This window comes from Paenibacillus sp. FSL H7-0943, assembly GCF_037963265.1.
Lineage (GTDB): Bacteria > Bacillota > Bacilli > Paenibacillales > Paenibacillaceae > Paenibacillus_AQ > Paenibacillus_AQ odorifer.
Genome location: NZ_CP150148.1, coordinates 3,103,145 through 3,129,928, shown reverse-complemented (window position 1 = coordinate 3,129,928; position 26,784 = coordinate 3,103,145). Strand labels below are relative to the sequence as shown.

The 26,784-nt window shown below is 42.0% G+C and carries 28 protein-coding genes; 6 read left to right on the top strand and 22 right to left on the bottom strand.

Annotated features, from left to right (window positions below):
- Window positions 1–25: 25 nt before the first annotated feature.
- The 4 genes from NSQ55_RS13680 to NSQ55_RS13665 all read right to left on the bottom strand — a co-directional run bounded on the left by NSQ55_RS13680 (window position 26) and on the right by NSQ55_RS13665 (window position 4,413).
- Window positions 26–1,186, bottom strand: a complete 1,161-nt coding sequence (locus NSQ55_RS13680; protein ID WP_339173966.1) for a Gfo/Idh/MocA family oxidoreductase — start codon at window positions 1,184–1,186, stop codon at window positions 26–28.
- 10 nt (window positions 1,187–1,196) lie between these two features.
- A complete protein-coding gene (locus NSQ55_RS13675; protein WP_076194330.1) occupies window positions 1,197–2,240 on the bottom strand; it encodes a LacI family DNA-binding transcriptional regulator in 1,044 nt (347 codons plus the stop codon).
- Between the two features lie 188 nt (window positions 2,241–2,428).
- Window positions 2,429–3,178, bottom strand: coding sequence for a sulfite exporter TauE/SafE family protein (locus NSQ55_RS13670; protein WP_339173964.1), 750 nt, complete (start codon window positions 3,176–3,178; stop codon window positions 2,429–2,431).
- 359 nt (window positions 3,179–3,537) lie between these two features.
- Entirely contained in the window at window positions 3,538–4,413 is an 876-nt protein-coding gene (locus NSQ55_RS13665) for a LysR family transcriptional regulator (protein ID WP_076278999.1), read from the bottom strand.
- 128 nt (window positions 4,414–4,541) lie between these two features.
- Here NSQ55_RS13665 and NSQ55_RS13660 point away from each other — a divergent pair, with 128 nt between their 5' ends.
- Window positions 4,542–5,435 (top strand): DMT family transporter, encoded by an 894-nt coding sequence (locus NSQ55_RS13660; protein ID WP_076129293.1) that lies wholly within the window; start codon window positions 4,542–4,544, stop codon window positions 5,433–5,435.
- A gap of 71 nt (window positions 5,436–5,506) precedes the next feature.
- Here the strand turns inward: NSQ55_RS13660 and NSQ55_RS13655 are convergent, their stop codons facing one another.
- The 6 genes from NSQ55_RS13655 to NSQ55_RS13630 form a co-directional block, all read right to left on the bottom strand.
- On the bottom strand, window positions 5,507–7,006 hold the full coding sequence (locus NSQ55_RS13655) for an MDR family MFS transporter (RefSeq protein ID WP_076129292.1): 1,500 nt from the start codon (window positions 7,004–7,006) through the stop codon (window positions 5,507–5,509).
- 247 nt (window positions 7,007–7,253) lie between these two features.
- Window positions 7,254–7,994: a stalk domain-containing protein gene (locus NSQ55_RS13650; RefSeq protein WP_076186004.1), complete on the bottom strand. Its 741-nt coding sequence runs from the start codon at window positions 7,992–7,994 to the stop codon at window positions 7,254–7,256.
- A 131-nt stretch (window positions 7,995–8,125) separates the two neighbouring features.
- Entirely contained in the window at window positions 8,126–8,890 is a 765-nt protein-coding gene (locus NSQ55_RS13645) for a M15 family metallopeptidase (RefSeq protein WP_217696913.1), read from the bottom strand.
- A 14-nt stretch (window positions 8,891–8,904) separates the two neighbouring features.
- Complete coding sequence (locus NSQ55_RS13640; RefSeq protein ID WP_076306756.1) at window positions 8,905–9,816, bottom strand: hypothetical protein; 912 nt, start codon at window positions 9,814–9,816, stop codon at window positions 8,905–8,907.
- Between the two features lie 59 nt (window positions 9,817–9,875).
- Window positions 9,876–11,201: an FtsW/RodA/SpoVE family cell cycle protein gene (locus NSQ55_RS13635; RefSeq protein ID WP_339173957.1), complete on the bottom strand. Its 1,326-nt coding sequence runs from the start codon at window positions 11,199–11,201 to the stop codon at window positions 9,876–9,878.
- A complete protein-coding gene (locus tag NSQ55_RS13630; protein ID WP_076186012.1) occupies window positions 11,198–11,530 on the bottom strand; it encodes a PadR family transcriptional regulator in 333 nt (110 codons plus the stop codon). The genes NSQ55_RS13635 and NSQ55_RS13630 overlap by 4 nt, the downstream gene beginning before the upstream one ends.
- Before the next feature lie 234 nt (window positions 11,531–11,764).
- Between NSQ55_RS13630 and NSQ55_RS13625 the strand changes: the two genes are divergently transcribed.
- From NSQ55_RS13625 to NSQ55_RS13610, 4 genes are all read left to right on the top strand, one after another.
- Window positions 11,765–12,139: a hypothetical protein gene (locus NSQ55_RS13625; protein ID WP_339173955.1), complete on the top strand. Its 375-nt coding sequence runs from the start codon at window positions 11,765–11,767 to the stop codon at window positions 12,137–12,139.
- A gap of 159 nt (window positions 12,140–12,298) precedes the next feature.
- Window positions 12,299–12,793: a hypothetical protein gene (locus tag NSQ55_RS13620; RefSeq protein ID WP_076309349.1), complete on the top strand. Its 495-nt coding sequence runs from the start codon at window positions 12,299–12,301 to the stop codon at window positions 12,791–12,793.
- Window positions 12,794–13,003: 210 nt separating this feature from the next.
- The gene (locus NSQ55_RS13615) at window positions 13,004–13,537 is read left to right on the top strand and encodes a PadR family transcriptional regulator (RefSeq protein WP_339173953.1); all 534 of its coding nucleotides are present in this window, start codon (window positions 13,004–13,006) and stop codon (window positions 13,535–13,537) included.
- Between the two features lie 59 nt (window positions 13,538–13,596).
- Complete coding sequence (locus tag NSQ55_RS13610; protein WP_339173951.1) at window positions 13,597–14,358, top strand: SDR family oxidoreductase; 762 nt, start codon at window positions 13,597–13,599, stop codon at window positions 14,356–14,358.
- Between the two features lie 250 nt (window positions 14,359–14,608).
- Here the strand turns inward: NSQ55_RS13610 and NSQ55_RS13605 are convergent, their stop codons facing one another.
- Together NSQ55_RS13605 and NSQ55_RS13600 are read right to left on the bottom strand one after the other, a co-directional pair.
- Complete coding sequence (locus NSQ55_RS13605) at window positions 14,609–16,063, bottom strand: DHA2 family efflux MFS transporter permease subunit (protein WP_076130929.1); 1,455 nt, start codon at window positions 16,061–16,063, stop codon at window positions 14,609–14,611.
- Between the two features lie 50 nt (window positions 16,064–16,113).
- Window positions 16,114–16,683 (bottom strand): TetR/AcrR family transcriptional regulator, encoded by a 570-nt coding sequence (locus tag NSQ55_RS13600; protein WP_339173948.1) that lies wholly within the window; start codon window positions 16,681–16,683, stop codon window positions 16,114–16,116.
- A gap of 810 nt (window positions 16,684–17,493) precedes the next feature.
- Here NSQ55_RS13600 and NSQ55_RS13595 point away from each other — a divergent pair.
- On the top strand, window positions 17,494–17,928 hold the full coding sequence (locus NSQ55_RS13595) for a DUF4395 domain-containing protein (RefSeq protein WP_339173945.1): 435 nt from the start codon (window positions 17,494–17,496) through the stop codon (window positions 17,926–17,928).
- 11 nt (window positions 17,929–17,939) lie between these two features.
- Here the strand turns inward: NSQ55_RS13595 and NSQ55_RS13590 are convergent, their stop codons facing one another.
- The 10 genes from NSQ55_RS13590 to NSQ55_RS13545 all read right to left on the bottom strand — a co-directional run bounded on the left by NSQ55_RS13590 (window position 17,940) and on the right by NSQ55_RS13545 (window position 26,778).
- A complete protein-coding gene (locus tag NSQ55_RS13590) occupies window positions 17,940–18,473 on the bottom strand; it encodes a hypothetical protein (protein ID WP_339173942.1) in 534 nt (177 codons plus the stop codon).
- A 64-nt stretch (window positions 18,474–18,537) separates the two neighbouring features.
- Window positions 18,538–18,978: an NUDIX domain-containing protein gene (locus tag NSQ55_RS13585; RefSeq protein ID WP_076305477.1), complete on the bottom strand. Its 441-nt coding sequence runs from the start codon at window positions 18,976–18,978 to the stop codon at window positions 18,538–18,540.
- A gap of 26 nt (window positions 18,979–19,004) precedes the next feature.
- Window positions 19,005–19,880, bottom strand: a complete 876-nt coding sequence (locus tag NSQ55_RS13580; RefSeq protein WP_339173939.1) for a serine/threonine protein kinase — start codon at window positions 19,878–19,880, stop codon at window positions 19,005–19,007.
- A gap of 46 nt (window positions 19,881–19,926) precedes the next feature.
- Entirely contained in the window at window positions 19,927–20,196 is a 270-nt protein-coding gene (locus NSQ55_RS13575) for a PQ-loop domain-containing transporter (protein WP_076126195.1), read from the bottom strand.
- An 80-nt stretch (window positions 20,197–20,276) separates the two neighbouring features.
- On the bottom strand, window positions 20,277–21,266 hold the full coding sequence (locus NSQ55_RS13570; RefSeq protein WP_339173935.1) for an ROK family protein: 990 nt from the start codon (window positions 21,264–21,266) through the stop codon (window positions 20,277–20,279).
- A gap of 36 nt (window positions 21,267–21,302) precedes the next feature.
- A complete protein-coding gene (locus NSQ55_RS13565) occupies window positions 21,303–22,802 on the bottom strand; it encodes a PLP-dependent aminotransferase family protein (protein WP_280752836.1) in 1,500 nt (499 codons plus the stop codon).
- Between the two features lie 31 nt (window positions 22,803–22,833).
- Window positions 22,834–23,145, bottom strand: a complete 312-nt coding sequence (locus NSQ55_RS13560) for an AzlD domain-containing protein (RefSeq protein ID WP_036686713.1) — start codon at window positions 23,143–23,145, stop codon at window positions 22,834–22,836.
- Complete coding sequence (locus NSQ55_RS13555; RefSeq protein ID WP_339173927.1) at window positions 23,142–23,858, bottom strand: AzlC family ABC transporter permease; 717 nt, start codon at window positions 23,856–23,858, stop codon at window positions 23,142–23,144. The genes NSQ55_RS13560 and NSQ55_RS13555 overlap by 4 nt, the downstream gene beginning before the upstream one ends.
- A 148-nt stretch (window positions 23,859–24,006) precedes the next feature.
- Window positions 24,007–25,110, bottom strand: a complete 1,104-nt coding sequence (locus tag NSQ55_RS13550; protein ID WP_339173924.1) for a PRK06851 family protein — start codon at window positions 25,108–25,110, stop codon at window positions 24,007–24,009.
- A gap of 135 nt (window positions 25,111–25,245) precedes the next feature.
- Window positions 25,246–26,778 carry a M56 family metallopeptidase gene (locus NSQ55_RS13545; RefSeq protein ID WP_339173921.1) on the bottom strand — a complete coding sequence of 511 codons (1,533 nt, stop codon included), beginning with the start codon at window positions 26,776–26,778 and terminating at the stop codon, window positions 25,246–25,248.
- Window positions 26,779–26,784: the final 6 nt, after the last annotated feature.

Sequence of the window (26,784 nt, the reverse complement as noted above, 5' to 3'; positions counted from 1 at the left end):
CTTCAGCACTCCTTCTAAGGTTAGATTACATCTCGGATAAATCGACCCACCGGCGTTCATCAATAGAGCGTTCTACAGCCTCTAACACCGCTTGGCATTTCACTCCATCATTGAAATTTGGTTCTGGCTGACGACCTTCTTCAATTGCGTTAGAAAGCTCCAGCATTTCGTGAATAAACGTATGTTCAAAACCAATCGTATGACCTGGTGGCCACCAAGCCTCTGCATACTCATGAGCAGGATCGGTCGCCAGCACACGGCGAAAACCTTGTACATCCTCTGCATCCGAGGTCAAATAAACTTCTAATTCATTCATACGTTCGAAGTCGAATTTCACACTACCAAGACTCCCATTGATCTCAAAAGAATTGGTAGAGCGATGACCCGCTGCGAATCTTGTAGCTTCAAAGCTGCCCAGAGCACCATTATCAAAACGGGCTAAAAATAAGGTGGCATCGTCAACGGTAACCTTACCCTTGGGTGCATCCTTATCTCCTTTAGCGCTTAAACCAGTCATTTCAGCGGCGAGCGGACGCTCTTTTATGAAGGTCTCGCTCATGCCGATTACTTCCTTCATATCACCTACTAAGAAATGAGCCAAATCTATGAGATGCGCCCCCAGATCTCCATGCGAACCTGAACCGGCGATATCCTTCTGCAGTCTCCACACTAAAGGGAAATCCGGATCTATTATCCAATCCTGTAGAAACCAAGCCCGAAAATGATAAATCTTTCCCAGCTGCCCACTCTCTATGAGCTTCTTAGCCAGTCGAACTGCCGGAGAAAAGCGATAATTAAAACCAACCATATGTGTAACTCCCGCGTCTTCAGCAGCTTGCAGCATTTCACGGGAATCCGCCAAGGTCAGCGCAAGTGGTTTTTCACAAAAAATATGTTTACCTGCTTTGGCTGCTGCCAAAGCTATCTCTTTATGCGCGTTGCTGGGAGCATTAATATCTATAAGATCAATATCCTCTCGAGCGATCAGATCCTTCCAGTCCGTAACACAATCCGCCCAGCCTAACTGCGATGCAGCTTCTCCAAGCGCTTCACTATTACGTCCACAGATTACAGACATTTCCGGTTTAAGCGCTTTCGGGAAAAACATAGGCAAACTGCGATAAGCATTACTGTGGGCTTTACCCATAAATTTATAACCGATCATTCCAATGCGAAGCTGTTTCATCTTATTCCTCCTAAGTGTTGATAGATTTAGATGAAGCTCGTATAACTAGTTCTGTCGGTAATTTGATCTGTACGGCTGGTGCGGGTACTTCTGCCAGATTGTTTCCCAGCAATTCAATGATTTGGGCTGCGGCAAGTTCACCTAGTTCGTAAAAGGGAACCCGCACACTGCTTAATGCAGGTGTGGTAAGCTCCGCAGCTTCCGAATCATCATAACCCACAATAGCTGGCAGGCGATCCCTTGGTATTCCTAGCTCCTGCAGCCCTTGCTGCAAACCAATGGCCATCCGATCATTAGCGGCCATAATCGCATCAATCTCATTCAGCAAAGGCAACATTTCTTTGGCAGCTATAATTCCGCTTTTCCGGCTAAAGTTACCTTCGAACAAAAGTGAAGAATCTACAGAAAGATTCACCTCTGCCAAAGCGCGGGTATACCCCGTTAAACGATCTCGGCTGTTGGAATAAGATTCTGGCCCATTTAGAAAAGCAATCCTCTTAAAACCTTGTTCCAGTAAGTGTTTAGCCGCTTGCCAGCTTCCTTCGACATGATCGGCATCCACCTCGTGAAAAGCTTCCCCAGCAAAATGCTGATTAATCAGACAAAAAGGATGGTCTTCTTCCTTCAAACGGCGGAGTGAGGCTAGCTCACCTGGCTCTTCTTTAGCGCCAAGCACAATGCAAGCATCGATCTTCCGCATCTTAAACAACTCGTTATAATCCATTGGCGCTTCGGCATTCCGAAACAGCATTAACAGATCATAACCCTCTTCTCGCGCCTTGCTCCCTATTCCACTTAATATTTCCGAAAAATAATAAGTGGAGAACAAGCGGGCTTTCGGCAAATAAGGCATCACTACACCCAAGTTCCCGCTCCGTCTACGAGCAAAGCTCTGAGCAAGTGAACTAGGGGTATAGCCTAGCTTCAGTGCAGCTGCCAACACACGTTCCTTCGTTTCTTCCTTAATCGGACCAACATTGTTTAACACGCGAGATACTGTGGCTTCTGAGACACCTGCAAGCTCGGCAACCTCTTTACGGCTGGCGATATAAATTCCTCCTTCTCATAGGTTATGAACAGTGACATTAAGCCTCGTTCAATTCGCTATTCGAAAACGCATTCATTTAATGTACGCGCGTACATTTTCTCATGAACAAGGCTCTTCGTCAACCCTAAGATTGGATAAATTTAAAAGACGTTCATATACACTAAGGAGAAGAACGTCTTTCTATTTCTTTTCAACTATCCGCGAGGTACTAGCATTAGGACACCAAGTAAAATGATAATCAGAAATAAGTAACTCTCAAATTTTTTAGCAGGAATACGTTTATTCACATATACCCCAAGCACCGTAGCTAAGAGAATTGCTGGAATAGAATATCCATAAAGAACAAGAGCATCCACCGTCCACAATCCCCCGATAGCATGACCCGTTACAACGAGTACACCAGAAATAAGAAAATGAGCTTGCAACGTACCCCGAAAACGATCCGGATTCCATTGTCGTAAAGTACCATAGATCACGACAGGGACACCATTAAAGTTATAAGCACCGCCAAGTACACCCGAAGCGAATCCGAAAGGATAGACCCAGCCTTTTGCCTTAAGCAAGGGATGATCGATCGTCTTAAATATTCTCTTCTTAATCACCGAATAAACTCCATAAACAATCAAAAATATACCAAGTCCAGTCATAATTACACTTGCCGGTGCTAAATAAAGCATGACAAGTCCTACAGGAATTCCTATCACTGTTGAGAGTGCTAATCGAATCAAAATAGATCGTTCTATATGCCGCCACCCACTCACAACTGTAAGTGAGGCAACCGTGAGGCCTGCCAATCCAATCAAAGAAACTGAGGTATGTATAGGAATCGGGAGCAGTGCAAGCAGTGGCATGCTCACAATCGCTTCACCAAAACCAAACACGGTTCTCATTAAGGCACCTATAAATACTGCTACTACGACTAGTGTAATTATTGTAACGCTCAATCGTATAATCCTCCTCCTAATCTCATCCATCCGTAATTGTGCATAAAGTCCTCACATTTCCAGAACATCTGAATACATTCCTTATTTCCACACTTCTAATTATAACATATTAATTATTCTAAAACAGATATTAATAGAGGATAAACATGCAATTTAAAGTCTCTCAAATCCTCTATAATGCCGTAAAAACTATAAGATAATGGAGATATACATATATTTAACGAAAATCCTTTAAAATCGATTACAGCGGCCTGTGTGTAGTTCCTGTTTTCTGAAAAACTAGCTGAAGTACTAAACAAAAAAACTGATCTCCCTTAACTTTGATGAGGTATCAGTTTCTTATTTTTTGACGTATTTATTTAGGTGTTATCTTTCAGCCACACCTGCACATGCTTTAGGAATTTTTTGGTGACGGGAGAAGCATATTTCATAGAGTGGACAGCAATTCCTAACGATCTGAAACTACGTTCCTCCAATTCTAGCATGGCCACATTATAATTTTGCCGGGTCAAGACAAGCTCTGGCAAAATACTAATGCCAAGGCCTTTCTCCACCATCGACATAATGGCATAGTCATCACCTGCTGAGAATTTAACATGAGGTTTAATACCCGCCTTATCCAGCACACGTCTAACATCATAATCCGAGCCTGCTTTCGGGATAATGAAATCCTCCTTAGCAATTTGCGATAAGGAAAGAAAGGGTTCTGCACTAAGTGGATTCTCTTTAGATACAATCCCTAACATCCGGTCTTTTTTTAAAGGAATTACGTCAAACTTCTCACGTGTAGGCAGTGAAATAAAACCGCAGTCGATCACTCCAGCCTCTATCCACTGCTCAACCTCCAAATAACCGCCTTCCATCAGCTTGATTTCTATATATGGGTATTCACTGCGAAATTGCTTAATCATCCCTGGCAGCCAATGCACAGACACACTGGTGAACGTACCGATGGTGATCGTGCCAATCTCTAGCCCGTGGATGTCCGCTACCTCCTGCTTCAATTTCTCGTTCCACTTCAAGATTTCACGGATAGGCTGCAGAACTTGTTCCCCGTTTACCGTCAATTTCACACCGGATCTATTTCTAATTAATAACGCGAACCCAAACTCCATCTCCAAGCTGCTAATGGTGTGACTAATTCCGGATTGCGTAAAACCCAACATTTCTGCTGCTTTTGTTAAGCTGCCTAGCTCTACAACTTTCAGAAAAATCTCATATTTATTAATGCTCAACCTCTGTTCCCACCCTTATAAATTACATAAGTTTTACTCATGTATCCTATGATAAACATTCAGTTACCTTATGTATAGAGCCGTATTATACTATATTGAGTTGAAAATGAAGAAGGATGGATGAAGAGATGAAACCGCTCAAAGCTGAGCTGCTGCTGTTAGTTGTAACATTATTTTGGGGCTCCTCCTACATATTTATGAAAATGGGGTTAGGTACGTTAGGCGAATTCAATCTGATTGCACTCCGCTTCGGACTTGCTTTTATATTAGCCGCTATGATATTCCACAAACGATTAAGACGAGTAGACATGAGAACATTAAAATATGGTGCTCTCCTCGGATTCCTCCTGCTAGGCGTATTCACATGTATAACCTTCGGACTTCAAACAACCACCACCTCAAACGCAGGATTTTTAGTTGCATTGACGGTTATTTTTGTACCGATCTTGGATCGAGTTATTTTCAAAAAAAGAGTTGCACCTCCGCAAGTGTTCGGCTCCATCCTCGCCATAGCCGGGATTGGACTTCTTACCTTAAATGCAACCTTAACTATTCAACCGGGTGACTTTCTGTGTATTCTTTCGGCAGTGTTCTATGCGGTACAGATCTTATTTACAGGCAAGGCGGTAAAAGAATGTGATTCCCTGAATATTGGAATCTTGCAGTTAGGATTTGCCGGAGGGTTGGCCTTAGTGTTGTCCGCAATCTTCGAGACACCTTCGCTCCCCTCTACTTTGCCAGGTTGGGCAGCAATTCTAGCGCTTGGTATCCTATGCAGTGCCTGTGGCTTCATCCTGCAACCTATTGCTCAAAAATATACTTCACCAACCCGCACCGGACTAATCTTCTCCCTTGAGCCGGTCTTCGCTGCGATGTTTGGTTATTGGTTCGCTGCTGAGAAGTTATCGATGCAAGGCTATGCTGGCGCAGCGCTTGTTCTGCTGGGAATCGTGGCTTCTGAGCTGCTTGGTAAAGCAAGTCTCCCCGCATCGTGGGCTCAGAAGAAACCAGAGCATTTATAACAATAAAGGCGTCGGTCAACTATACAAGCTGAACGACGCCTTTTCTATATTATCTATGTTTTTGGGTTCAATTAATGCCCCATCATCATCGCCGCATCTGCCTTCTGTCCCTCTCCAGAGGTAGGATCGCCAGCAGAAAGCTTAGGCTTGCGCAAAATAATACTCATCAATACACCTACCACTCCTATGCAACCAGACAGGAAGAACACATCATCAAAACCACTAACTGCGGCTGTCAAAGGATTACTTCCCGCTTTCAGTGCTCCCATATGAACAGCGATCTGACTAGTCAGGTAACCTGTCATTCCAGCTATAGCAAATGAAACAACGACTTGTTGAGCAGCAGCAGTAAGTGAAGTTACACTTCCCACCCATTCACGTGGAGCAGCATTCAAGACATGAGTATTCAAAGGCATCATCGTTAGACCCATCCCAAAGCCTAAGAAACCCAGGTATGTCATAATTAACGATAAATTTGTTGTAACACTAATTCCGGATAACAGGAACAAGGTGACCGTAATGATACTAAGTCCAACAAACGCCAGCGGACGAGCCCCGATCTTATCAAACAACCTGCCGCCAATCGGCATTCCGATTGCTGAAGCTAAAGCCTGCGGAAGTAGAATCAGGCCGGTCTCCAGCGGGGTATAGCTTCGAATCTGCTGCAGGTAAAGGGGCACAAATAACATGGACCCAAACAAAGCAGCTTGCATAACCCAAGTTAAAATAATACCCCGAGTGAAATCCGACGAACGAAAAACTCGCAGTTGTAAAAGCGGATTTTTGTGAAGCAGCTCCACAATGACAAGAAGGATCAATGCAACCCCTCCAACAGATAAGCCAACAATAGCGGGAGTAGACGACCAGCTTGTTCCACCGCCTTCATTCACCCCATAAGCCAACATAGAGAAGGCAATTGGGGCAAGGATAATGCCTAGGATATCGAGTTTGCCTTTGCTCTTTTGTTCAGACTTCGGCAAATATTTAACACCAAGAATAATGCCAACAATTCCAATAGGTACATTAATCAGAAAGATCCAGTGCCAGCTTACGTACTCCACCAGCCAACCGGATAAGACTGGACCGAGTGCCGGAGCTAAGAGCATTGGAATACCAAGCATCCCCATAATAGAACCTCGACGTTCTACTGGAGCTAATTTAAAAACCATCGCCATCCCAATGGGAGCAACCATCCCCCCGCCAAGACCTTGAATGACTCGAAAAATAATGAGCTGAGATGAGCTTTGTGCAACCGAACATAACATAGAGCCAAGAATAAACATCGTAAGAGTTGCCAGAAAAACTTGTTTCGATCCAAAACGATCGGTCATCCAGCCCGCGAGTGGGATTACAGCCGCTAAAGCTAAAGTATAACCCGTAATCGCCCACTGAATCGTTTTGAGATCGGAAGCAAAATAATCAACCAGCTTGGGAACGGCCACATTCACAACAGTACCATCCAGAATAACCATAATCATACCGACAATAATAGCAAGAAGCGGGGGGATGATTGCTTTTAACGAAAAGGGTTGCTCTTCTGCAGTACTCATTCCAGTCATTGTTTTTGTCATCCAGTACTCCACTCATTTCTCTAATTTAATTAAATGCTTTATTGATTATTTCAAATTTTAATTTACATTCGATGAATCTGGAAGTCAACAAATAAAACCATTTTTTACATTAAAAACACATCGGGTTTACGATACCCTTCAGAAATTATCTGGGAAAGTATATTAGAACAGCAAAAAGACTATGCATAATCCCCTAAAATCTTCTCGCTTGGGAAATGTGCATAGTCATCATGGAATCATTTTCCGATTAGAGCGTCTCTCTTAATTCTATAATTTTGCCCGATGTGTTCAAAATAATTTCAAGTGGAATCTCTGTCTCTGCAAAATCCAATACACAGCGGATAGAAAATTGATCCTCGTTATAGCTACTTTTTGTAGATTTAATCCCATGATAATTCCCGGCTTTTATCGTAATTTGCTTCCAGTCTTCCAGTAATCCATTTGAGCTTGGCTTATTTACGACCACATCATAATGATATCGCTCCGATAATTCATTATATTTACCGCCGACCAGTAACCCCGCTATAACACTCGCTGTCACTTCAGGGGTATACACTTCAACTTGATTGGACTCCCCATCATATGAGGTTACTAAACCAATTGTCTTAAAAAAGGAGATTGGAACATAGATATGATCCTGTCTGAATTCGAAATCATCTTTAAAAACTAACTCTTGTGCATTATTGATGCTAACTAAATGTTCGTTAAGCTTCCATTTAATTATTTCATTTATCCTTGTTAGCGTTATAGTTTCTGAACTTTTTTGATATGTTGTTGTATATTTCAGTGCATTGGAAGCCTCTCTGAGCGGAATCATGACCGTGGAACCCTTATTGTAGGCTGAATGGGGATTAGTTTCCAGTAGTTTACCATTCAAAATTACGCTAACCTGGCCGGAGTCTGCCCATACTGTTGGAGCGGCAAATCCACCAAATCCATTAGTTAAAAATAGAACACCTAACACAACAACCGCTGCCATTTTGATCATCCGCTCGAAACCTCCCTTTAGTTATTACAAGTATTATGTGCGTTTCCAGCATGTGCTAATCCTAAGGATAATCAAGACAAGCAAAAAAAGAAGCCGTTCAACATTATGTTGGGCCACTTCTTTAGAAATAATTATTCCACCTTGAAGTCAAAATACTGCTTAGGAAAAGGTTCTTTTATCAGCGTAAAATGCCACCATTCCTTACTATAAGGTTTAAAGCCTTGCTTCACCATAACCTCTTTGAGAATTGCGCGATTTGCTTTCTGAGTCTTGGTGATTAACGATGTATCATAAAAAGAGATCTCTCCGAAAAAATCAAACGGGCTGCCCATATCTACATCTAGACCGGTCTCTTTATTGACGATCGTTAAATCGATGGTACTGCCACGGGAATGTCCTGATTTTTTCGCTATAAATCCGAGTTTGAATAAATTACGTTTATCCAGTAGCGGGTAATATTGCTGCTTCATCTTAGTATCCGCGGAATTCTGTGACCATCTTACAAAATGATTCACCGCGGTCTGCGGACGATAAGCATCATAGATTTTTAGGATATATCCTTTTTTGGCTAAATCCTCACTTACTGCCTTCAAGGCTGTAGCTGCAGTCTGTGAAAAGATCGCTAAAGGCGCTTTATAACCATCAATCCGCTTCCCTACAAAATTATTGTCTCCGTAATAGCGAATTTCAAATTGGGCAGTAGGTATCACTTCATCCAAATAGACAAATCCTTGCGGCAGACGGTTTTTCTTCTCCAGCTGCATTTGCTGCAGTACATTGTCTGTAGATGATCCAACGTAAGCTGCATCTGCACTGCCCATAAAAATAGTGTTTATCCATAACAACAGCACAAATGCGAAAACTATGATTTTTGTTCCTCTAAATCCGCTTCTCAATAGATCCCGCCTTTTCATTTCGAATTAACCGTTTGATTCAGAAATTTCTCCACTTCAGGTGTGAGTTTATTATTCGTGGAATCAAGTAACTGCAGTAGTTTTTCTAAAATCATTAGGATTCTGGTGTCGCTTTTGTTTCCTTTTAATGCATTCTCATACGCCTTCTTTACTTCAGGTTTGATTACTTGCTCATCATAGTCATAAGCTGGTGTGTTGCTTGATCCATATAATAAGCGTGAAGTTGCATTGAGCAGCTCTTTTTGAAGAACGGTTGACCGATTGGAAGCTGGGTATTTCGTCACAAAATCCTCCAGTGCAAGCGCCCTGTTCGTTAACTCTGTCCAACTAATCACAATAGCTGCATCAAAAACACTTGGTTGATTCGATTCAGTGGCCATGATGTCTATATAAGCAGCGATGTCCTTTGTGACATACGGCTTAAAGCTTTTGAACCCCTCATAATGCATCACTGGATAGTACATGCCCTCACTAGTCTCCAGCTTATACCCCTTATCCCGTCCTTCAATTAACATATTGCGTACATTGGGATCTTTGATCGCATTAAGGAGTGTGCTGTAGGTTAGATTTTTGCTTTTGGAAAAAGCATTATTTATCTCTTTCTGAACATTCTCCGGAAAAACCTTCTCAGAGTACACAGGTAAATATGCCTTCTGTGCATTTTCGAGCTGGAGTGTCATCTGAGTTGCTGTCCAGGTATCCACTTCTTTGATATGGTTAATCAAATAATTCCGTGCGTTAGCAAGAGATGCCGGTTTCTGTACATATTGTTGGAATTGGTTATAGACTTTTGCAGATTCTTTCACAGTTGCGGCAGCTACAGTATCAGTTGTATGTATACTCCCAAACCCTCCCATAGAGCCTAGGGCAAAGGCAATACTTAACAAGCCTGTTTTTTTCCATCCCATTAAAAGACCTCCCTTAAGTATTCATACTTAATAATTAGACATACGAGAGGATCCTGAATCTAACTCAGTACAGTATTATCCTGGACGGCTCCAATGTCCTTCCTACGATAAATGCCCATCAAAAGTCCAATAGCCGCATATTCAAACCACACATGACTCCCATAGCTCAGGAAAGGGAACGGGATAGAAGTCAACATCATTCCGCCGCTCAAAACAGCAAGACCATAGGTTAGTCTTATGGCTAGTAAAAATGCCAAACCCAACACTAAAGCTTGTCCATAGGGCTCACGAATCGCTCGTATCGTAGATAGAAGCTTGATAAAGAACCAGGAGATAACTGCAAGCAAAAGCAGCGCCCCCGCCCAACCAAAACAATGAATAAGATAGACAGGCAACATATCTGAGTAAACATACGGCAGCTTTTGTTCTACTGCTCCGAATCCGTGCCCCCACCAACCCGCTGAGCTAATAACTTCACGCATTACTTGATATATATAGCCATAACCTTCTGGATCTAAAGATGGATTTATTGCACTAATAATTCTGACCATCAGGTAGTCGCTATTGAAGATGAACATTAGTCCAACTATTACAAAGAACCCTAATAATACTACACTCTTTATCCAATCGCGAGTAATCCATACATATAATAGTAGTGAAGAGATTAGATACACTACAAGCTCTGGAAGAGAGTTTAAAGAGATAAGAAGCCATGCAGGTGCTAACAGAAGGCTTATGTCGAACAACCCACTTCGCCAAGTTTTCTTTTTAGCCAATTCCTTACGATTCACTAAAATCCCTGCTAACGCGACTATCAAAACATAAGGACGATAGGATGTCATATCAGGTAAGATCAAAAAAATCCTAGGACCATAATTTACTCCATTTATTGTTATCCCCCAGAATATACTCGACAGAATTCCTGCTATTGATGTTCCGTATAATACCCACGAGAAACTTCTCAGCTTTCTGAAATCAATGAAATACAATCCAAACATCAATACAATTCCAATAAGTATATTTATCGCTTGGCGTCTAAACGCATTATCCAAAAAAGCACCTTTAACAATATCACTGTAGCCTACATCCACAGAACTCATTCCGATCAGACTGATCGCGGATAATATAGCTACAACGCCAAACAATCCCCAAGGTACATGTGGTTTATGTATTAGATGAAGTTCTTTTCCTAACGTTTGCGGATTCCCCATTTGTGAGATCGCCCAAGCTATGGCTTCTTCCCGTGATACACCGTCTGATTCTTTTTCACAAATTAAATCTTCTAGATGACTAGCTAATTCTTGACGTATCTCTGGGTGAGTTTTTTTCGCTTTAATCTCTGCACACACTTCATCCAAAAATTGCTGTTGCCTCTCTTTCATCATACACCACCCTCTCCCAGAACGGAGTCAACTGCACCTTTAAACATAACCCATTCTGCTTTTTTCTCCTTGAGTTTCTCTTTACCTTCATCCAGAATTCTATAGTACTTACGCTTCCTTCCCTCTACCTCCATCCAGTAAGCCTCTACCCAGCGCTCACTTTCCATCGCATGCAGAATTGGATACAAGGTTCCTTCTTTTAATGAAAAAACACCCTGTGATCTCAGCTCCAGCTCTTTGATTAACTCATAACCATATAATGGCTTCTCCTGTAAAAGAGTCAGAATTAATGTACCCGTACTGCCCTTCAGCATCTCTTTACTTACTTTCAACAGCTAACACCTCCTAAATTCTAACATTACAATTGGCGTGGGACCGGATTCGGCTCATTCTACGGGATTTATACCGTTGATCTGCTTCCTCGGTCCGGATCCGGCTCATTCTACGGGATATATACCGTTGATTTACTTCGTCGAGCCGGATTCGGCTCATTCTACGGGATATATACCGTTGAGTTACTTCCTTGGACCGGATTCGGCTCATTCTACGGGATATATACCGTTGATTTGCTACCTCGGACCGGAATCGCCTCATTCTACGGGATTTATACCGTTGATTTACTTCGTCGAGCCGGATTCAGCTCATTCTACGGGATTTATACCGTTGATTTACTTCGTCGGTCCGGATTTGGCTCATTCTACGGGATTTATACCGTTGATTTACTTCGTCGAGCCGGATTCGGCTCATTCTACGGGATTTATACCGTTGATTTGCTACCTCGGACCGGATTCGGCTCATTCTACGGGATATATACCGTTGATTTGCTTCGTCGGACCGGATTCGGCTCATTCTACGGGATTTATACCGTTGATTTACTTCGTCGAGCCGGATTCGGCTCATTCTACGGGATTTATACTGTTGATTTGCTTTTTTTCCCATGACTAATATCTGTATATCATGAATATTAGTTATCCTTTTATACCTAGGACAACTATACATCGTAAATCTATGTATGTAAAGTTTCTATTAAGAAAGCCCTTATTCCCTCCTCATTCATGTATAATAATGGTAATACAAGCAGCATGTTGAGGAGATCAACGATGAGAAAAACAACAATAACAATCTTGAGTTTTACCGTTCTTTTCATATTTATTTTCGTTGGATATATGCTCCGTAACAATTCAATGAACTATTATGAGACGTGGAAGATAAATTGGGGCATATCGATCTCTAAACCTACAGAGTCAAAGGTGATTTTTGAAAGTCCACCCAGTTTCCATGGGGATGGCGAAAGCTATTACGTATTAGATTATGACGAAAAGCAATTCAAAGAAATCAAAGATGCAGCATTTTGGCATCCCCTCAATGTTGAATCCATTGACCCCTTAAAAGAGAGAATATCAAGTTTCAAAGACTCTGTGATTGCCATTTATCCAAATGAAAAAGAAAAATACGAAAAATTATTTTGGGCTAACCCTATAGAACTCGAAGAAAGAGGATTCTATTACTATAAGAAAAAAGATGATGGTAGCTACTGTATCGTGATCCTTAACGTGGAGTTACAACGAGTATATATGATGGAATGGACACAATGAAAATTTAATAAGTGAGAATTAAATGACGATCGCTCCCCGGTATTCTGCCAGGGAGCGATCGTCGTTTTTTCGGGATGTCTCTTAATTATTATGAATACATAAAAAAACAACTCCAAGTATCCGTCCAATATATATTGACTCAATATATAAAGGTCTGATATATTGTGATAACGATATACAAATATTTAGAAACTTAAAGGAGGCCCTATTTTGAACAGTCAGGATGTTATTTTAGGCATGCTTATGAAAAAATCGTTGACTGGATACGAAATAAAGCAGTTATTGGAGGAAATATTCTCTAATTTCTATAGTTCTAGTTATGGAACGATTTACCCTACACTTGCTCGCATGGAAAAGGAGGGTCTGATTACTAAGGAAAACATACCTCAGGAAGGTAAGCCTAATAAAAATCTTTTAAACATCACGGATAAAGGAAGAGATAGTTTTAATGCCTATTTACTAGCCCCACTAGAGGCTGACAGTATTAAGAAATCTGATTTTATGATGAGGCTTTATTTTGGTGAATTTGTCGGGTATGAGAAGGTGATTATTTGGTTGAAGCAAGCTCAAGAGGAATCACAACATAAGTTAGATCAATTACTCACTCAGTATTCGCTTTATAAAGATGAAATGCATCCAGCACAGATCATCTGCATTCAAATTGGCATAGAAGAATATAAGGCTAAACTAACAACCATTGCTGAGGGATTGTTAAACATGGAGAAGTTAGTACTTACGAAGTGAGTTTTAATACGAACCAGGTTAAGATGTACCGCTCATAAAACTTTTAGGAGGAATTGTAGATGAAAACAATTTTTATAACGGGTGCTTCGTCTGGTATCGGTAGAACTACAGCAAAACATTTTGCTGAAAGAGGATGGAATGTGGTAGCCACGATGCGTTCACCTGAACAAGAAAGTGAATTCACTACACTTGATAATGTGTTGGTGTTACGGCTCGATGTTGAGAAAGCAGACACGATTCAACCTGCGTTAGAGGAGGCGATCAAACGGTTCGGTAAAATTGACGTTCTTCTCAATAATGCTGGTTATGGAACAATGGGACTTATAGAAGTAGCTACAGATGAGCAGATCAGAAGACAGTTTGAAGTCAACGTTTTTGGTCTTATCAGTATGACTAAAGCCATGCTGCCACATTTTAGAGCTAACCAAGATGGTTTGCTGATCAATATCTCTTCTATGGGTGGGAAAGTAACCTTTCCTACAATGTCTCTGTATCATTCAACGAAATTTGCCGTAGAAGGTTTTTCTGAATCCGTATCTTATGAATTAGCATCACAAAACATCAAAGTAAAGTTAATTGAACCTGGTGCCATTCAGACAGACTTTGGTGGTAGATCGATGGAGTTCTTTTTTAATGAAGCATTAACGGAATATAAACCTTTTACTACTGCATTTTTGGGTAAATTGGGTGAGATGGAAAAACAACCTGCGTATGCTTCGCCTCCAGAACTTGTTGCGAAAACAATATATCAAGCCGCCACAGATGGGACAAGTCAATTCCGATATGTTGTTGGTGAATTGCAAAAATGCTCATTCAAATGAAAGAAAATACGGCCGAAGAAGAATATCTGACTAATATATCCCAGCATTTTTCTTAAAAAGAAAGCTTTAAGTGGAGTCGCTTTTCGGTATTCTACCGAGGAGTGGTCCTCTTTCTTATTGCGAACAAAAAAATCCCCTTCGATCAACAGTGTTAAGTCCAAGAGATCATGAACTTTTTTTCACTGTCTATCCTAAGGGGATTTTACAAACTAACCTATTCGAACACCTTTTCTTGCGTCAAATTTATTTATTAATGCATCGGAGTATTCATTTTATGATTAACAACTACTCTTTTTATGAAGAAAGCAAGAATTAGTCCTACAATCGCCATACTCATTCCGAAAATAAAAGCATTTTGTACACCGTTCGTGAACGCAGGTAACATATTAGCTGGATCTGCTGGGTTCTCCACAGTTTTCATGTAGCTTTTTGAACCCGCGGTCATAATGCTGACTGCTAATGCAGTACCAATGGCACCAGCAACCTGCTGCAGTGTATTCATAATAGCTGTACCATCTGGATAAAGTTCTAGTGGCAACTGGTTAATACCATTCGTCTGTGCCGGCATAAATACCATCGAAATACCAATCATAAGCGTACTGTGAAGTACGATTACGAACACAACCGTAGAAGCTACAGTAATACTGGAGAAGAACCACAAGGCTACTGCTGCAATAATCAGACCTGGAATAACGAGCCATTTCGGACCGTATTTATCAAACATACGACCCATAATTGGGGACATCAATCCGTTTATAATTCCGCCTGGAAGCAGCAACAGACCCGCTTTGAAAGCTGTATAACCTTGTCCTTGTTGAAGGTACATCGGAAGAATCAACATGGAGGACAGAATAACCATCATACAGATAAATACCATAGCTACACCAATAGCGAACATTGGATATTTAAAAGCACGCAGATTAATCATTGGCTCCTTCATCTTCATTTGACGAAGTCCAAACAATAACAGTGCTACTACACCTACGATGATCGCAATGATCACTTTCGGACTTCCCCAGCCCGCTTCTTCCCCGGCGCTGCTGAAACCAAACACAATACCGCCAAACCCGAGTGAAGATAAGACAATAGAAAGGATATCAATCTTCGGTTTCGTCACCTTTGTTACATTCTGCATGAACAGAATCCCGAATATCAATGCAATCACTAAGAATGGCAATGACAACCAGAAGATCCAGTGCCAGCTGAGGCTTTCAATAAGCAGTCCAGCAATGGTAGGCCCAATCGCCGGAGCAACCATGATAACCAGACCGATCATCCCCATTGCTGCCCCACGTTTTTCAGGAGCAATGATGATAAGGATTGTATTAAACATCAGTGGCAACAGAAGCGCTGTTCCCATAGCTTGAACCACTCTTGCTGTAAGTAAGAACTCAAAGTTAGGTGATACTGCCGCTAGGAATGTTCCTAGGATTGAAAAACATAAAGCCGCTATAAACAGCTGTCTCGTCGAGAACCATTGAAGCAGCATCCCCGAAATTGGTACTAATATACCCAGTGTAAGCAGATAAGCTGTTGTCAACCATTGTGCTGTTGCTGGGGTAATTTGTAGGACATTCATAAGATCGCTTAAGGCAACATTTAATGCCGTTTCACTGAACATTCCGATAAAACCTGCTAGTAATAAAGAGACAAGAATTGGAATAGTCTTAAACTTCTTGACCTCTTTTTGTTGATTCCCTTGCATAGTTGCTTCCACCCTTAATCCTCCTGATAATCTTATCTATTTGTCTGTATCTAACCAAGTATTACTGGGATAAACTTTGCCGCCGCGAGAAGCGGTTGTTCCTCCCGAAAAGTCAGCGTCTGGAGAAGCGCCCCTTCAAATAAAGAGATTACCACTGAAGCCATATCGGCCGCGGGCCTGTTCTCTACGCCCTCATCCAAAAGACGTTTCTTGATCACATCCTGCAAGTCCATAAACACAGATTTACATGCAGTCCGCAGCTCCTCACTAATACAGGATGTCTCCGCCGCCAACCAAAAACTAAACGGAACAATCCCCTCGTATGAGGATTCCACAGCATCTTTAGCCATTCCTAAAATGAAATCCTCCATTGCCTCAGACGCACTCTTGCTGTTCTCCATATGATGTCTAAGCTTCTGAGCGACAACTTCACTAGTCCGGTTAATACATGTTAAAGCCAGTTCTTCTTTACCGTGAGGAAAGTAGTAATAAAGAGACCCCTTCGGTGAATCGCTGTCTTTAATAATCTGATTCAGTCCTGTTGCATGATATCCCTGAGAAAAAAACAATTTCGAAGCTGTGTCCAAAATCGCCTCACGCGTATTCGGCTTGTTCGACAAGCTGACACTTCCTTTGCATTATAACAATTGGTCTACATAATAAAACCATATTTCAAAGAGATATGTCAACACATAAATTACTTAAATTCAAAGTAATTTTGGCGGAAGATCGTGGGGGTTGGTTGGGTTGGGTTGGGTTAGGTTAGGTTAGCTCCATCCTCCCTGTCGGACTCAGATGCTGCTATTTGCGCTAAATCATGTCTTTTCACAATTTATCGGACCTCACCGTCGCTATTCCCCTCAAACCGGACTGTTTTCATCCCTTTTTGTGCTCATAGCTGCATTGGGGTCCGATAATTACTCAAAAGGTTACTTTTCCAGCATATAAGGACTCTGGGGTCCGATGGAGTGAATGAGATGAGGTGAAGGAGATGGTGTAAAGGAGATGGTGTGCAGGAGATGGTGTGAAGCAGATGAGGTGAACGAGATGGTGTGAACGAGAGAAGGCCCAATGTGCTGTGGAGAGGAGGTGAGGACGTAATGTGCTGGGTGGGTGGATGCTATTAATGTCCATCTGTATTTTCGCAATAAATTACTACCTGCCTCCATCCAGCCCATCTGCTCCTTCTGTCCTCACTCGCCCCATTTGCTCCATCTGCCCCCTTCTAGCCCGTCTGCTTCATCCGCCCATCTGCTCCACCTACCTCCATACGCCCCATATTCCCCATCCGCTTCCAGCCATCTCCATACCTTCTCTCTCCCTCACTAAATTAACTCCCGACACCCCACGTCCGCTTGAAATTATCTACTTCCCATTCCCACAATCACAGCGTATACTATAATTATTCCAATGAGAAAGGTGTGAATAAAATGCAAAACGTGCCCAAAGGAATTCCCCGGCCATTAGTAAAAACTAATCAGGCGTTTATCGTCATTTCTGTAATATTAACCTGGCTAACAGGACAACACTGGATACTAGCGCTGCCCTTGTTAGCCGGATTGCTCGGTCTTTTGTTCGGTTATAATCCCATCATTAAGCTAGCTGCCAGGTTTCTGACAAAAGAGCGTTCCCACTATGTACTCGAAGACTGGTCACAACAACAGTTTAATCAAAGCATAGCTGTCTTCTGCCTCGCAGGGGGTCTCATCAGCTTCATCGTTGGCTGGACGATCGCAGCTTACATTTTCACAGCGCTCGTTGCGGTGGCCGCCACTGTGGCAATCCTAGGTTTTTGTATCGGATGTTTTATCCATTATCAATGGAGAATGTACAATTATAGACGTAAACAAAGCAGCACAAATTAAATTTGTTAATTTTAATCTCTCTCTTCTCCAACAACAACCCAGCGATGGCGAAATTTTAGTAACCGTGGATGCAGTGATGAAGGTGCAGCTGGCAACAATAACCGAATCTTTACAATCCACTCTTCAAAAGAAGAATAAGACGCGAACTGATTCGCCACCTCAGGCGTTAAATACAGAAAAATCGGCGAAGGATAGATCTCCAAAAGATGCCGCAACGCGGAATCAAGCGGAGTATACTTCTTTCGCTTCCCTTCCAAACTCTCTACCGTGATAAAGCTACGCCCTTGCTCCCTTTTCCATTCATGCAGCCGGTCCTCTCGCTTATAATAAGCGCTCACCGGCTCTTTGGTCATCCGTCGCACCGTTTCCTCATGAAGTGGATATAACACCAGTTTGGTGAAACGCCGGTCTGTTGCAGTTTTTGCCGCCACTTCAAGCTCTTGATCTGTTATATGTTCAAAAGAGTCGTAAAACACTAAAGTCCCTTTACGTTGCTCAACTGGTGGCTCATAGCCATAGGGTACATGCTGAATGTCTCTTTTCAATGAAATCCCTCCTGCTTGTTCTATTTATTAATCATATCATGTGACAACAGCAGGGCTATCATTCTTATCCTACAGCTGAAGATGAATGGTTAATGAAATCCTGAACTTTTGATATCAAGGCTGGGTAAATCAAGGGATACGTCAGCTCTTTTGGTATCTCAGTAAATCCTCTGATTTCTGCCATCTCATAAGGAGGAAGTTCTGCGAACTGTTCCACATTTGCAAAATATAACTTACCATAATTTTCTGGAGCGTCGATACTAGTGACCCTATAAATAGCTATTGGAAAAAGTGAGAATTGTTCCGCACCCGTTTCTTCATATAATTCTCTGGCAGCAGCCTGCTCCGGGATTTCGCCAACCTCTATATGCCCTCCGGCAAACTCCCACGTCGAACGGTTCTGATGTCTCGCTAAGATCCATTCTTCACCATGTTTAACCATAATAACAACGTACTTCAGCTCAACTTCTTTTTCCTTATCCAAATCATAAAAGTTTACCTCCAAATATATCCCTCGCCTTCCCTCCAGCCTCAAACATTTTTTGCCGCATCCCAAGCCAATTTAAATTCCGCTATATTCCGATACCGCTGCTCCCTCACCGCACTGACAGCCCGCAAAGCAACCTCGTAGAGGGCTTGGCTGGTTTCCCATTTTGCAAACGATCGATCGGATGCTCCTCCTAACAAAACAAATGCTGTGGCGCCCATATTAAATACATTCGTAACTTCATCAATCGGCGCATCCAAGATAAACTCTTCCGGTGACTTAAATCTGGATGAACCCCAGAAGTTCTCTCCTAGATCATTTACAGTAGGCTTACGTCTATAATAATCAATATCACAAATTTTAGTTTCATCGTTTACAAAATCATATAGAATACTTCCATCATAAAAATCGACAGCCACATAACCCTGTAACTCCACATATTCATGAAACGAAAAGATTACATCTAATGAAGACAGACGTTTTTCAACGGATAATTGCTTATAACGAAAAAAAGGCGACTCCGGATGACTCAGCTTCGCTTCTCCCGCAAACAGCCAATGCGAATGTAAACATTCACCTGCAAACCAATCAAAGACTGCTACATACCCCGACTCAACTTCAAAATGCGACAGTAGCGTGATCAGCGCATCATATCTAAGTTCGTTATATAACGGAATAGCTTCAATTAAACGGTTAACGGCATCCCGAGGATTCCCGGCATAAGTCAAAGGTTTCGCCCCAGCAAATTTCACAAAATACTTCTTCCCATCCTGATCCACGCCAAAAGAAAGATTTCCGGAGTCTTGCTGATCGAACACTTTAAACACTTTTCCCAGCTTAGTTAACCAAGCAAAATCACAGGCTTCCTGCAATTGAAAAGTTACCGCATCGATTTCATATGTATAATTTTTTTCGCGCAAATTAACCTCCTGCATTCACTTTCTAGATTAAATTTATAAGCTTCATTCATGGTCTTGTTCGATATTTAATCACTAGAATAATAACCAGCAATACAACACATAAAGACATCGTATTCGTAATCAAAAAAGCTAATCCAACCCCCGTAACCGCCAAACTGATCGCATAAGCTTCCATTAAACTAATCCCGAGCAGCATAAGTAAATACGATTTGAGATTTAAATCGGCTACGGATTTTGATTTGAGGATTTGAACAATCTGCGGGATCCATCCCAAAGAAAGAATCACTCCACCTATTAATTGCATGATTGCAAACATAAGAGCACCTCCACGGTTTTATACAGTTGTATTCCGGGCGGCTCGATCTGGTTCCATTTCATGTAAAAAAACAAATAACACTAAGCAAAGTTTAATTTCCCTGCATCTTGCAGTTTACTATACGCATAAGAGGCCGCACCTATAGTTCCTGCTCGACTCCCAAGCTCTGCTTGAACAATTTTACACTTACTGCTTGATAGCTTCAACGCATGCTGATGCACAGTCTCTCTTACAGGTTGGAGCAATTTATCTCCCGCCGCTGCCATTCCCCCACCTACAATAATAAGATCCGGGTTGAGGATATTCACAACATTCGCTAATCCAAATCCAAGTATAGTTCCAGTCACCTGCATTACTTCCATAGAGAGAGCGTCTCCAAGTTCGTAAGCCTCAGATATCATTAACGCGGTAATTTGCTCAACTTGATCCTTAGTCCAAGTCTGAATAATACTTGTTCGACCTTCTTTCAGCTTCTCTTTAAAAGTATTCACCATGCCAATCGCGGACACATATCGCCCCAAACAACCGGAGCTTCCACATTTGCAGGGACGCCCGTTCCTGTACATATTCATATGCCCAATTTCACCAGCGCTATAAGACGTACCGTAGATCACTTTTCCGTCGTTCACAATACCCGACCCTAATCCCGTTCCCAAGGTAATCAGAACCAGATTGTTATACCCTCTTCCTGCACCTTGTTGCCATTCACCATAAAGATTAGCCCTAACATCATTATCAATAAAAGTAGGAAAGTCATAGAATTTTTTCATCTCATCTACAACATGTACAAGCTCCCAATCCGGAAAATTCGGTGAGAAAAAAGAAATTCCCGTTACTGGATCAAGTAATCCTGGCACTCCGATTCCCATTCCTTCTACCAGATCTAATGGAATATTCGCTTCATCCGTGATTAAACGTACTGCTTCTCTAATCCGTCCCAACACATGGGCTGGGCCCTTAGCAGCCTCTGTTGGTATAGATCTTTCTTTTACAGCTATAAAATCAGTATCGTAAATCCCTGCTTTAATATTGGTTCCGCCAAGATCAATCCCTATCATATACCGTTTCATAAAAACCTCCAGAATTAGATATTCTATCGCTTTCGATTAAGTTCTAGTACTAACTGCCGCTTCCGTTTCAGCTAACATCAAGCGGTTCACACCCATCTTAATCTGATTCTCGGTGAGATTAGAATAACCAAGTAGAAAGACAGGACCTTGAGGTTTACTGCCCACGAAATAAGAAGACGCAGGATAGACCCGAACTCCATATCGTAACGCCAATTCAGCTATGCGATGCTCTTCGGCATTGGATTCCAGTTCAATTAATAAATGAAGACCCGCCTCTTCCCCATAATAGCGTACACGACTGCCAAATTCAGCATCCAAACTTTTTACTAGACAAGCCCTGCGGGCAGCATAAAGTTTCCCCATCTGCGTAACATGCCTTGCATAATGTCCATTCTGAATAAATTCCGCCAACGCTTCCTGATCCAGAGCAGAAGACATACGATCTGTTATCCATTTGACCGCCAAAAAAGGTTGAATCAAAGTCGGAGGCAATACAACATAACCTATGCGCAGAGAAGGAAATAACACTTTACTAAAACTGCCTACATAAATTACTCTACCGTCAATATCTAGTCCAGCAAGTGATGATAGCTTCGGACCCTCGTACCTGTATTCACTATCATAATCATCTTCAATAATAAAAGCTTGATTGGCTTTGGCCCATTCCAGTAACTGCACTCTTCGTTTCATCGACAGGGTCACCCCGAAAGGAAACTGATGCGAGGGAGTGACATAAGCTAGTTTTGGTTTTTTATGAGGACCTTCTTTGATGGTATCACAGCTTACTTGAAGCTCATCTACAGAAATACCCTCTAGGTCAACCCTTATGGGTGTAACCACCGCTCCAGCGAACGAAAAAATCTCCCGCACAACGTTATGTGATGGATCTTCAACAATAACATGATCACCTTTTGAAACAAAAATTCTCGATAATATATCCAATGCCTGCGTAGCCCCAGATGTAATCACAATTTGCTCCGGAACCACGGGCATCGAACGTGTGGACCGTAATAAACGTGCAATCTCTTGGCGTAGTCCCAAAGAGCCCTCGACCGGGCCGTAACCCAAAGTATCAGGAGATGCACGACGACAGGCATTCATTAATGCTTTTTGCCACTGATCCATTGGAAAAGCGTCCCATGCAGGTACACCGTGCCGAAAATTACATAATACTGTGTTCAAGTCGTTTTCTATAATAGAAGAAGGATTGAGTGTAAGGAAATCAGGACCTTTCGTTATAAAATTGTAAGGGTTCTCAGAATCCTGGGGGTCTTTCTCCTCCACCGGCAGCCCCGCTATATAGGTTCCTGCCCCTTTTCTCATCTCCAGATAACCCTCTGCTTGTAGTAGCTCGTAGGATTGAAGAATTACACTTCTGGATACTTCCAGTTGATTAGCCAAAGTCCTTGATGGAGGCAGTGAATCCCCCCCACTTAAAGCTCCTGAATGGATAGCATTACGAACCTGCTCATAAATTTGACGGCTTAATGGAATGGGTCTTTGTTTATCGAGAGTAATCAGCAATTCATGCTTCATAAGATTTCCTACCCTTCTAATCCGGGTTTTCTTAATGGTTCATAGTAAGGATTTTTACAATTAGTGCTGCAGAAACAGCACCTAAGATCACGAGTAACAGCGGTATTTTCCTAATTAATACCAGTATAACAGCGACTATACCCGAAGCGATACCTACAAGATTGTCATCTGCGTCCACCTGAAATATCCCAGGAACCGTTAAAGCACTAAGAACCGCGATAGGCAAATATTCCAACAAAGCTTGGACTTTGGAAGAGCCATTCGTATGCTTTGTCAGCAGCAAAGGTACAAAACGAAATGAAAATGTAAGGATTGCCATCCCGATAATGATCAGAATAGTCATACGGATACCTCCTTTTCTACTTCAGCTTGCTCTCGAAATAAGGAGCCTACTGCCATACCCATTAACATAGCTGCAAGTATCGAGGAGTTTCCAAGTACGGGATGTAGGAGCCATGAAGAACCCGCCGCTGCTAAACATATGGCCAAATTCTGAATGCTTCCCTTTAGTTGTGGCACTATTAGTGCTATCAGTAAGGCATATAATGAGGTGTTCAAAGCAGGTAAGTATACAGCCGGAATGTAGGATGCCAGCGATATTCCCGCAGCTGTTGCCAGTAAATTTGCTATATACGGAGGAATTTGTAGACCCAGCAAATATGGAAGAGTTATATTTTCTTTTGAATGATTGCGGGGGATCATACTAACAGCGTACACTTCTTCTGTTAAACTGAACCCAATCCAGACTTTGGCCAGCGGATTGATTGTACGGTCAAGCTGACTCCCAAAAGATAGGCTAATAAACAAATATCTTAAATTAATGATCAACGTAAGCAGCAGGATCATTGGAGCGGCGGCCCCAGCAGCAAGCATTTTCACGCCAATAAATTGGCTGGCTCCCGCAAATACGAGCGCTGACAATAAGAACACTTCCAGACTCCCCAGGCCTAATCCCTTACCGACCAATCCAAACGTAAAACAAGCAGGAATAAATCCTGCAACAATAGCTACAGAATCCTTAAGACCCGTTCTAAACATCACTTTCTGATCACTCATAAGTTTCTCTCTCCCTTATCGTTGTCCCTAGAGAGAGCATACTTGGATACAATTCTGGTGGAAATAACCGCATGGGTGCGTATGTACCATACCAATTTCTTGACATAGAAAAAAGACCGCCCGCTAAGAGAGCGATCTTTAATGAAGGTTAAACCTCCTGAGGACTTTCCATAATCCCGCTGATTTCTTGTTGAATTTGTGATTTAATCTGATCTACATGGTCAAAATCTGTAGCTGCGGCATAGATTGTCTTTAACTCATCCAAAAATACTTTGGCATCTGTCAGATGTTGAATGGATTGTTTCATGGTGCTGGAATATCGCTCTTTAATACTTGCGATGGCTTCGGCAAAAGCTTCATCCGTACCTGGCTGAATGCACCGTGAATACATATCAACAATCTCGTCGGTGGCACGATCAGGGAAATACTCATGCGGAGCTGTGCTGTCAAAAATAGCAAACCCAAGCTCGCGTACGATAATCATATCAAGGCTGTTCGGATCGAAACCACAGTGGTAAATCTCAACATCGACACCACGTTTTATTCCTTCAGCCGCCAATTTTTTTAAAAGTGTAGATTTACCGGAACCCGCGCGACCTTTTACAAGATATCTTTTTAGCCCTGCGGTTAAATTAGGTACAAAATCCACTGCACCCTTAGGCGTAGCTGCACCTAAAAAACGGTGATCCACCCGGCTTACTTTTTCGAAGTTCTGATCACCATACAGAAGTTGAATATACTCCTGAGTCAGCTCATCAGCGGCTTGGAAATTCATTGTCGCAATATAAATCGCTTCCCATTCGTCATGAATGCGGAGTGCTTCAGCAAAGCCTGAATAAGCTAGTTCATGCTCTTCCGTGTACTGATCAACTAAGCTGTCGATCTCAACACAACGCTGGCTTAACTGGAGCGTATCGACGGCCTGCTCCAAATTCACATGTATGATGGCCTCTTCAGGCAATTCTGGCTTAATGACCCGTGGAGCCGTACCATCTATAATTCCTACTTTTAATTCAGGAATAACCACTCCGTCGAGTGAATCATTATCTGACGCTGCGTGAATTAACCAGATCTCATAACCTTGTTGAGCCAGAAGATCTCCAATTTCTCGAATGATTCTAGTTTTCCCCGTACCGGGGCCTCCTTTTAAAACAAACAAACGTGTTAAACCTTGCAATGACGACTCATAGAGGTTAGAGAAGCCGTGAGCTGTGTTACCGCCAGCAAAGAAATTCAGGATTGTTCCGTCCATAATCGCACACCTTTCCGGGCTGATGTCATGTTTCATTGTTCATCTTATTAACGTTCTGCGGGAAGGGTGACGCTTTAGAAATCGAAGTTAAGCAGGAATCTAACATTTATGTGACAACACACTCTTGGATTCTTCTTAATTGTATTTGCTCAGTATCTCTTTCGCTTCCCTCTGCGTCATATTTCCTTGCTTGACTTGTTGCTCACAGTAAGGTTTAACCTTAGCAAGAAGCTCTTCCTTCGTGTCAAACGGGCCAAATGAGATAACCTCACCGTTGTCCGACGAAATGGTTTCACTGTAGACAGAAGTACTTATTTCAGTCGCATTAGAGGACAACATCATATCGTCCTGACCATTCACGGTCTTTGAAATTTTTGTCCCGTTCTTAATATCAGCAAGGTTTTTTTCATACCTAGCGATAACATCATCCACACGCTTCTGTGTCCATGTGAACCACCCATCTCCCGAGGTCCACGCTTTTCCTCCAATTATTTTTGGGAGTTCTATTTTTTCATCTTCGAGCCAAGCTTTGTATTCATCATAAGTCCACCATTCTACATCTGAAACGGGATATTTTGCTTCATACTCCACTTGGTTCATCCATGTCTTTCCTCCATTCGTTGAGTACTGAATATTATCATTGTCCCCACGAGTCAACACAGATGAATCTTGATTCGTGTTCAAGCCAACAGACTTCGCTGAACTGGTTGCAAAAACAGCCGTAGCACCAACAACTAAGACAATGGCTAGAACAGTCGCAGCGGTGGTCGTTTTTTTCATCTTCATAATCATCATAATCCTTTCTTCAATCGCATTTTTTGAAAAATGATTGCTTAAAGGGTTTAGCTTATTCTTTCGTTCTTCCATTGTTATAAGAGACATCGCATAAGCTCTTTTCGTTGTTTCGCCAAATGATCGCACAACCGTTTCATCACAGGAATGTTCAATATCACGATTAGCCAGCATATACATGACCCACACTAACGGATTAAACCAATGAACACAGAGAACAGCTGTTAATATCAGCTTCGTTATCTGATCGAATCGTCGAATATGTACTAGTTCGTGCATAAGAATGTATTGTATCTGCTCAATATTACTCCAGTCTGTATTTTTCGGCAGTAGGATTACTGGATGCTTAATTCCATAGGTTAGGGGTGAACGGATTAAATCCAATTGCCGGATCTGTATCGTGCGAGTCAACTTATGTTCATCTAGCCACTTCAAAGCAACTGGATGATCAACAGGCAAAGAAGCATGAAATTCTCTTCGACATTTCACATAAGTGATGATGAAGTACAATGCGGAAATAACCATACCCATTATCCAAATGACTAAGATAGACGAGATAGCAAAAGACAAATGGTTATTAATCGACTGAACCTCAGACGTCGAAGTCGAACCTACTAGATTCATGGGTAAGGTTAGAGGGGAGGACGGATTAACGAAAGTCACATTGTTCGAATTATTCAAAGGTAAACTATCAACCCATGTGTAAATACTAAATGGTGACGGCAAAGAAAAGGGAATCAGTAGTCTGTATACAACCACCCCCCATATCACCATAAAGGTTTTCTTAGGCAGCTTATTGATGACCAGCGATCGAATGACAATAATAGCCACGATCATCACCGCAGCAGTAAAACTCATATTCATAAAGGTGCTCATAGGCCA

Coding starts and splice junctions, on each gene's coding strand:
- NSQ55_RS13650 (WP_076186004.1), bottom strand. CDS start 7,994: ATGATCAAAATGGCAGCGGTTGTTGTGTTAGGTGTTCTATTTTTAACT.
- NSQ55_RS13560 (WP_036686713.1), bottom strand. CDS start 23,145: ATGACTATTCTGATCATTATCGGGATGGCAATCCTTACATTTTCATTT.
- NSQ55_RS13640 (WP_076306756.1), bottom strand. CDS start 9,816: ATGGGATGGAAAAAAACAGGCTTGTTAAGTATTGCCTTTGCCCTAGGC.
- NSQ55_RS13555 (WP_339173927.1), bottom strand. CDS start 23,858: ATGAGTGATCAGAAAGTGATGTTTAGAACGGGTCTTAAGGATTCTGTA.
- NSQ55_RS13680 (WP_339173966.1), bottom strand. CDS start 1,186: ATGAAACAGCTTCGCATTGGAATGATCGGTTATAAATTTATGGGTAAA.
- NSQ55_RS13575 (WP_076126195.1), bottom strand. CDS start 20,196: ATGTTTGCAATCATGCAATTAATAGGTGGAGTGATTCTTTCTTTGGGA.
- NSQ55_RS13550 (WP_339173924.1), bottom strand. CDS start 25,110: ATGGACGGAACAATCCTGAATTTCTTTGCTGGCGGTAACACAGCTCAC.
- NSQ55_RS13545 (WP_339173921.1), bottom strand. CDS start 26,778: ATGAGCACCTTTATGAATATGAGTTTTACTGCTGCGGTGATGATCGTG.
- NSQ55_RS13565 (WP_280752836.1), bottom strand. CDS start 22,802: ATGAAGCATGAATTGCTGATTACTCTCGATAAACAAAGACCCATTCCA.
- NSQ55_RS13655 (WP_076129292.1), bottom strand. CDS start 7,006: ATGACAAAAACAATGACTGGAATGAGTACTGCAGAAGAGCAACCCTTT.
- NSQ55_RS13610 (WP_339173951.1), top strand. CDS start 13,597: ATGAAAACAATTTTTATAACGGGTGCTTCGTCTGGTATCGGTAGAACT.
- NSQ55_RS13635 (WP_339173957.1), bottom strand. CDS start 11,201: ATGATGAAAGAGAGGCAACAGCAATTTTTGGATGAAGTGTGTGCAGAG.
- NSQ55_RS13660 (WP_076129293.1), top strand. CDS start 4,542: ATGAAACCGCTCAAAGCTGAGCTGCTGCTGTTAGTTGTAACATTATTT.
- NSQ55_RS13605 (WP_076130929.1), bottom strand. CDS start 16,063: ATGCAAGGGAATCAACAAAAAGAGGTCAAGAAGTTTAAGACTATTCCA.
- NSQ55_RS13595 (WP_339173945.1), top strand. CDS start 17,494: ATGCAAAACGTGCCCAAAGGAATTCCCCGGCCATTAGTAAAAACTAAT.
- NSQ55_RS13570 (WP_339173935.1), bottom strand. CDS start 21,266: ATGAAACGGTATATGATAGGGATTGATCTTGGCGGAACCAATATTAAA.
- NSQ55_RS13620 (WP_076309349.1), top strand. CDS start 12,299: ATGAGAAAAACAACAATAACAATCTTGAGTTTTACCGTTCTTTTCATA.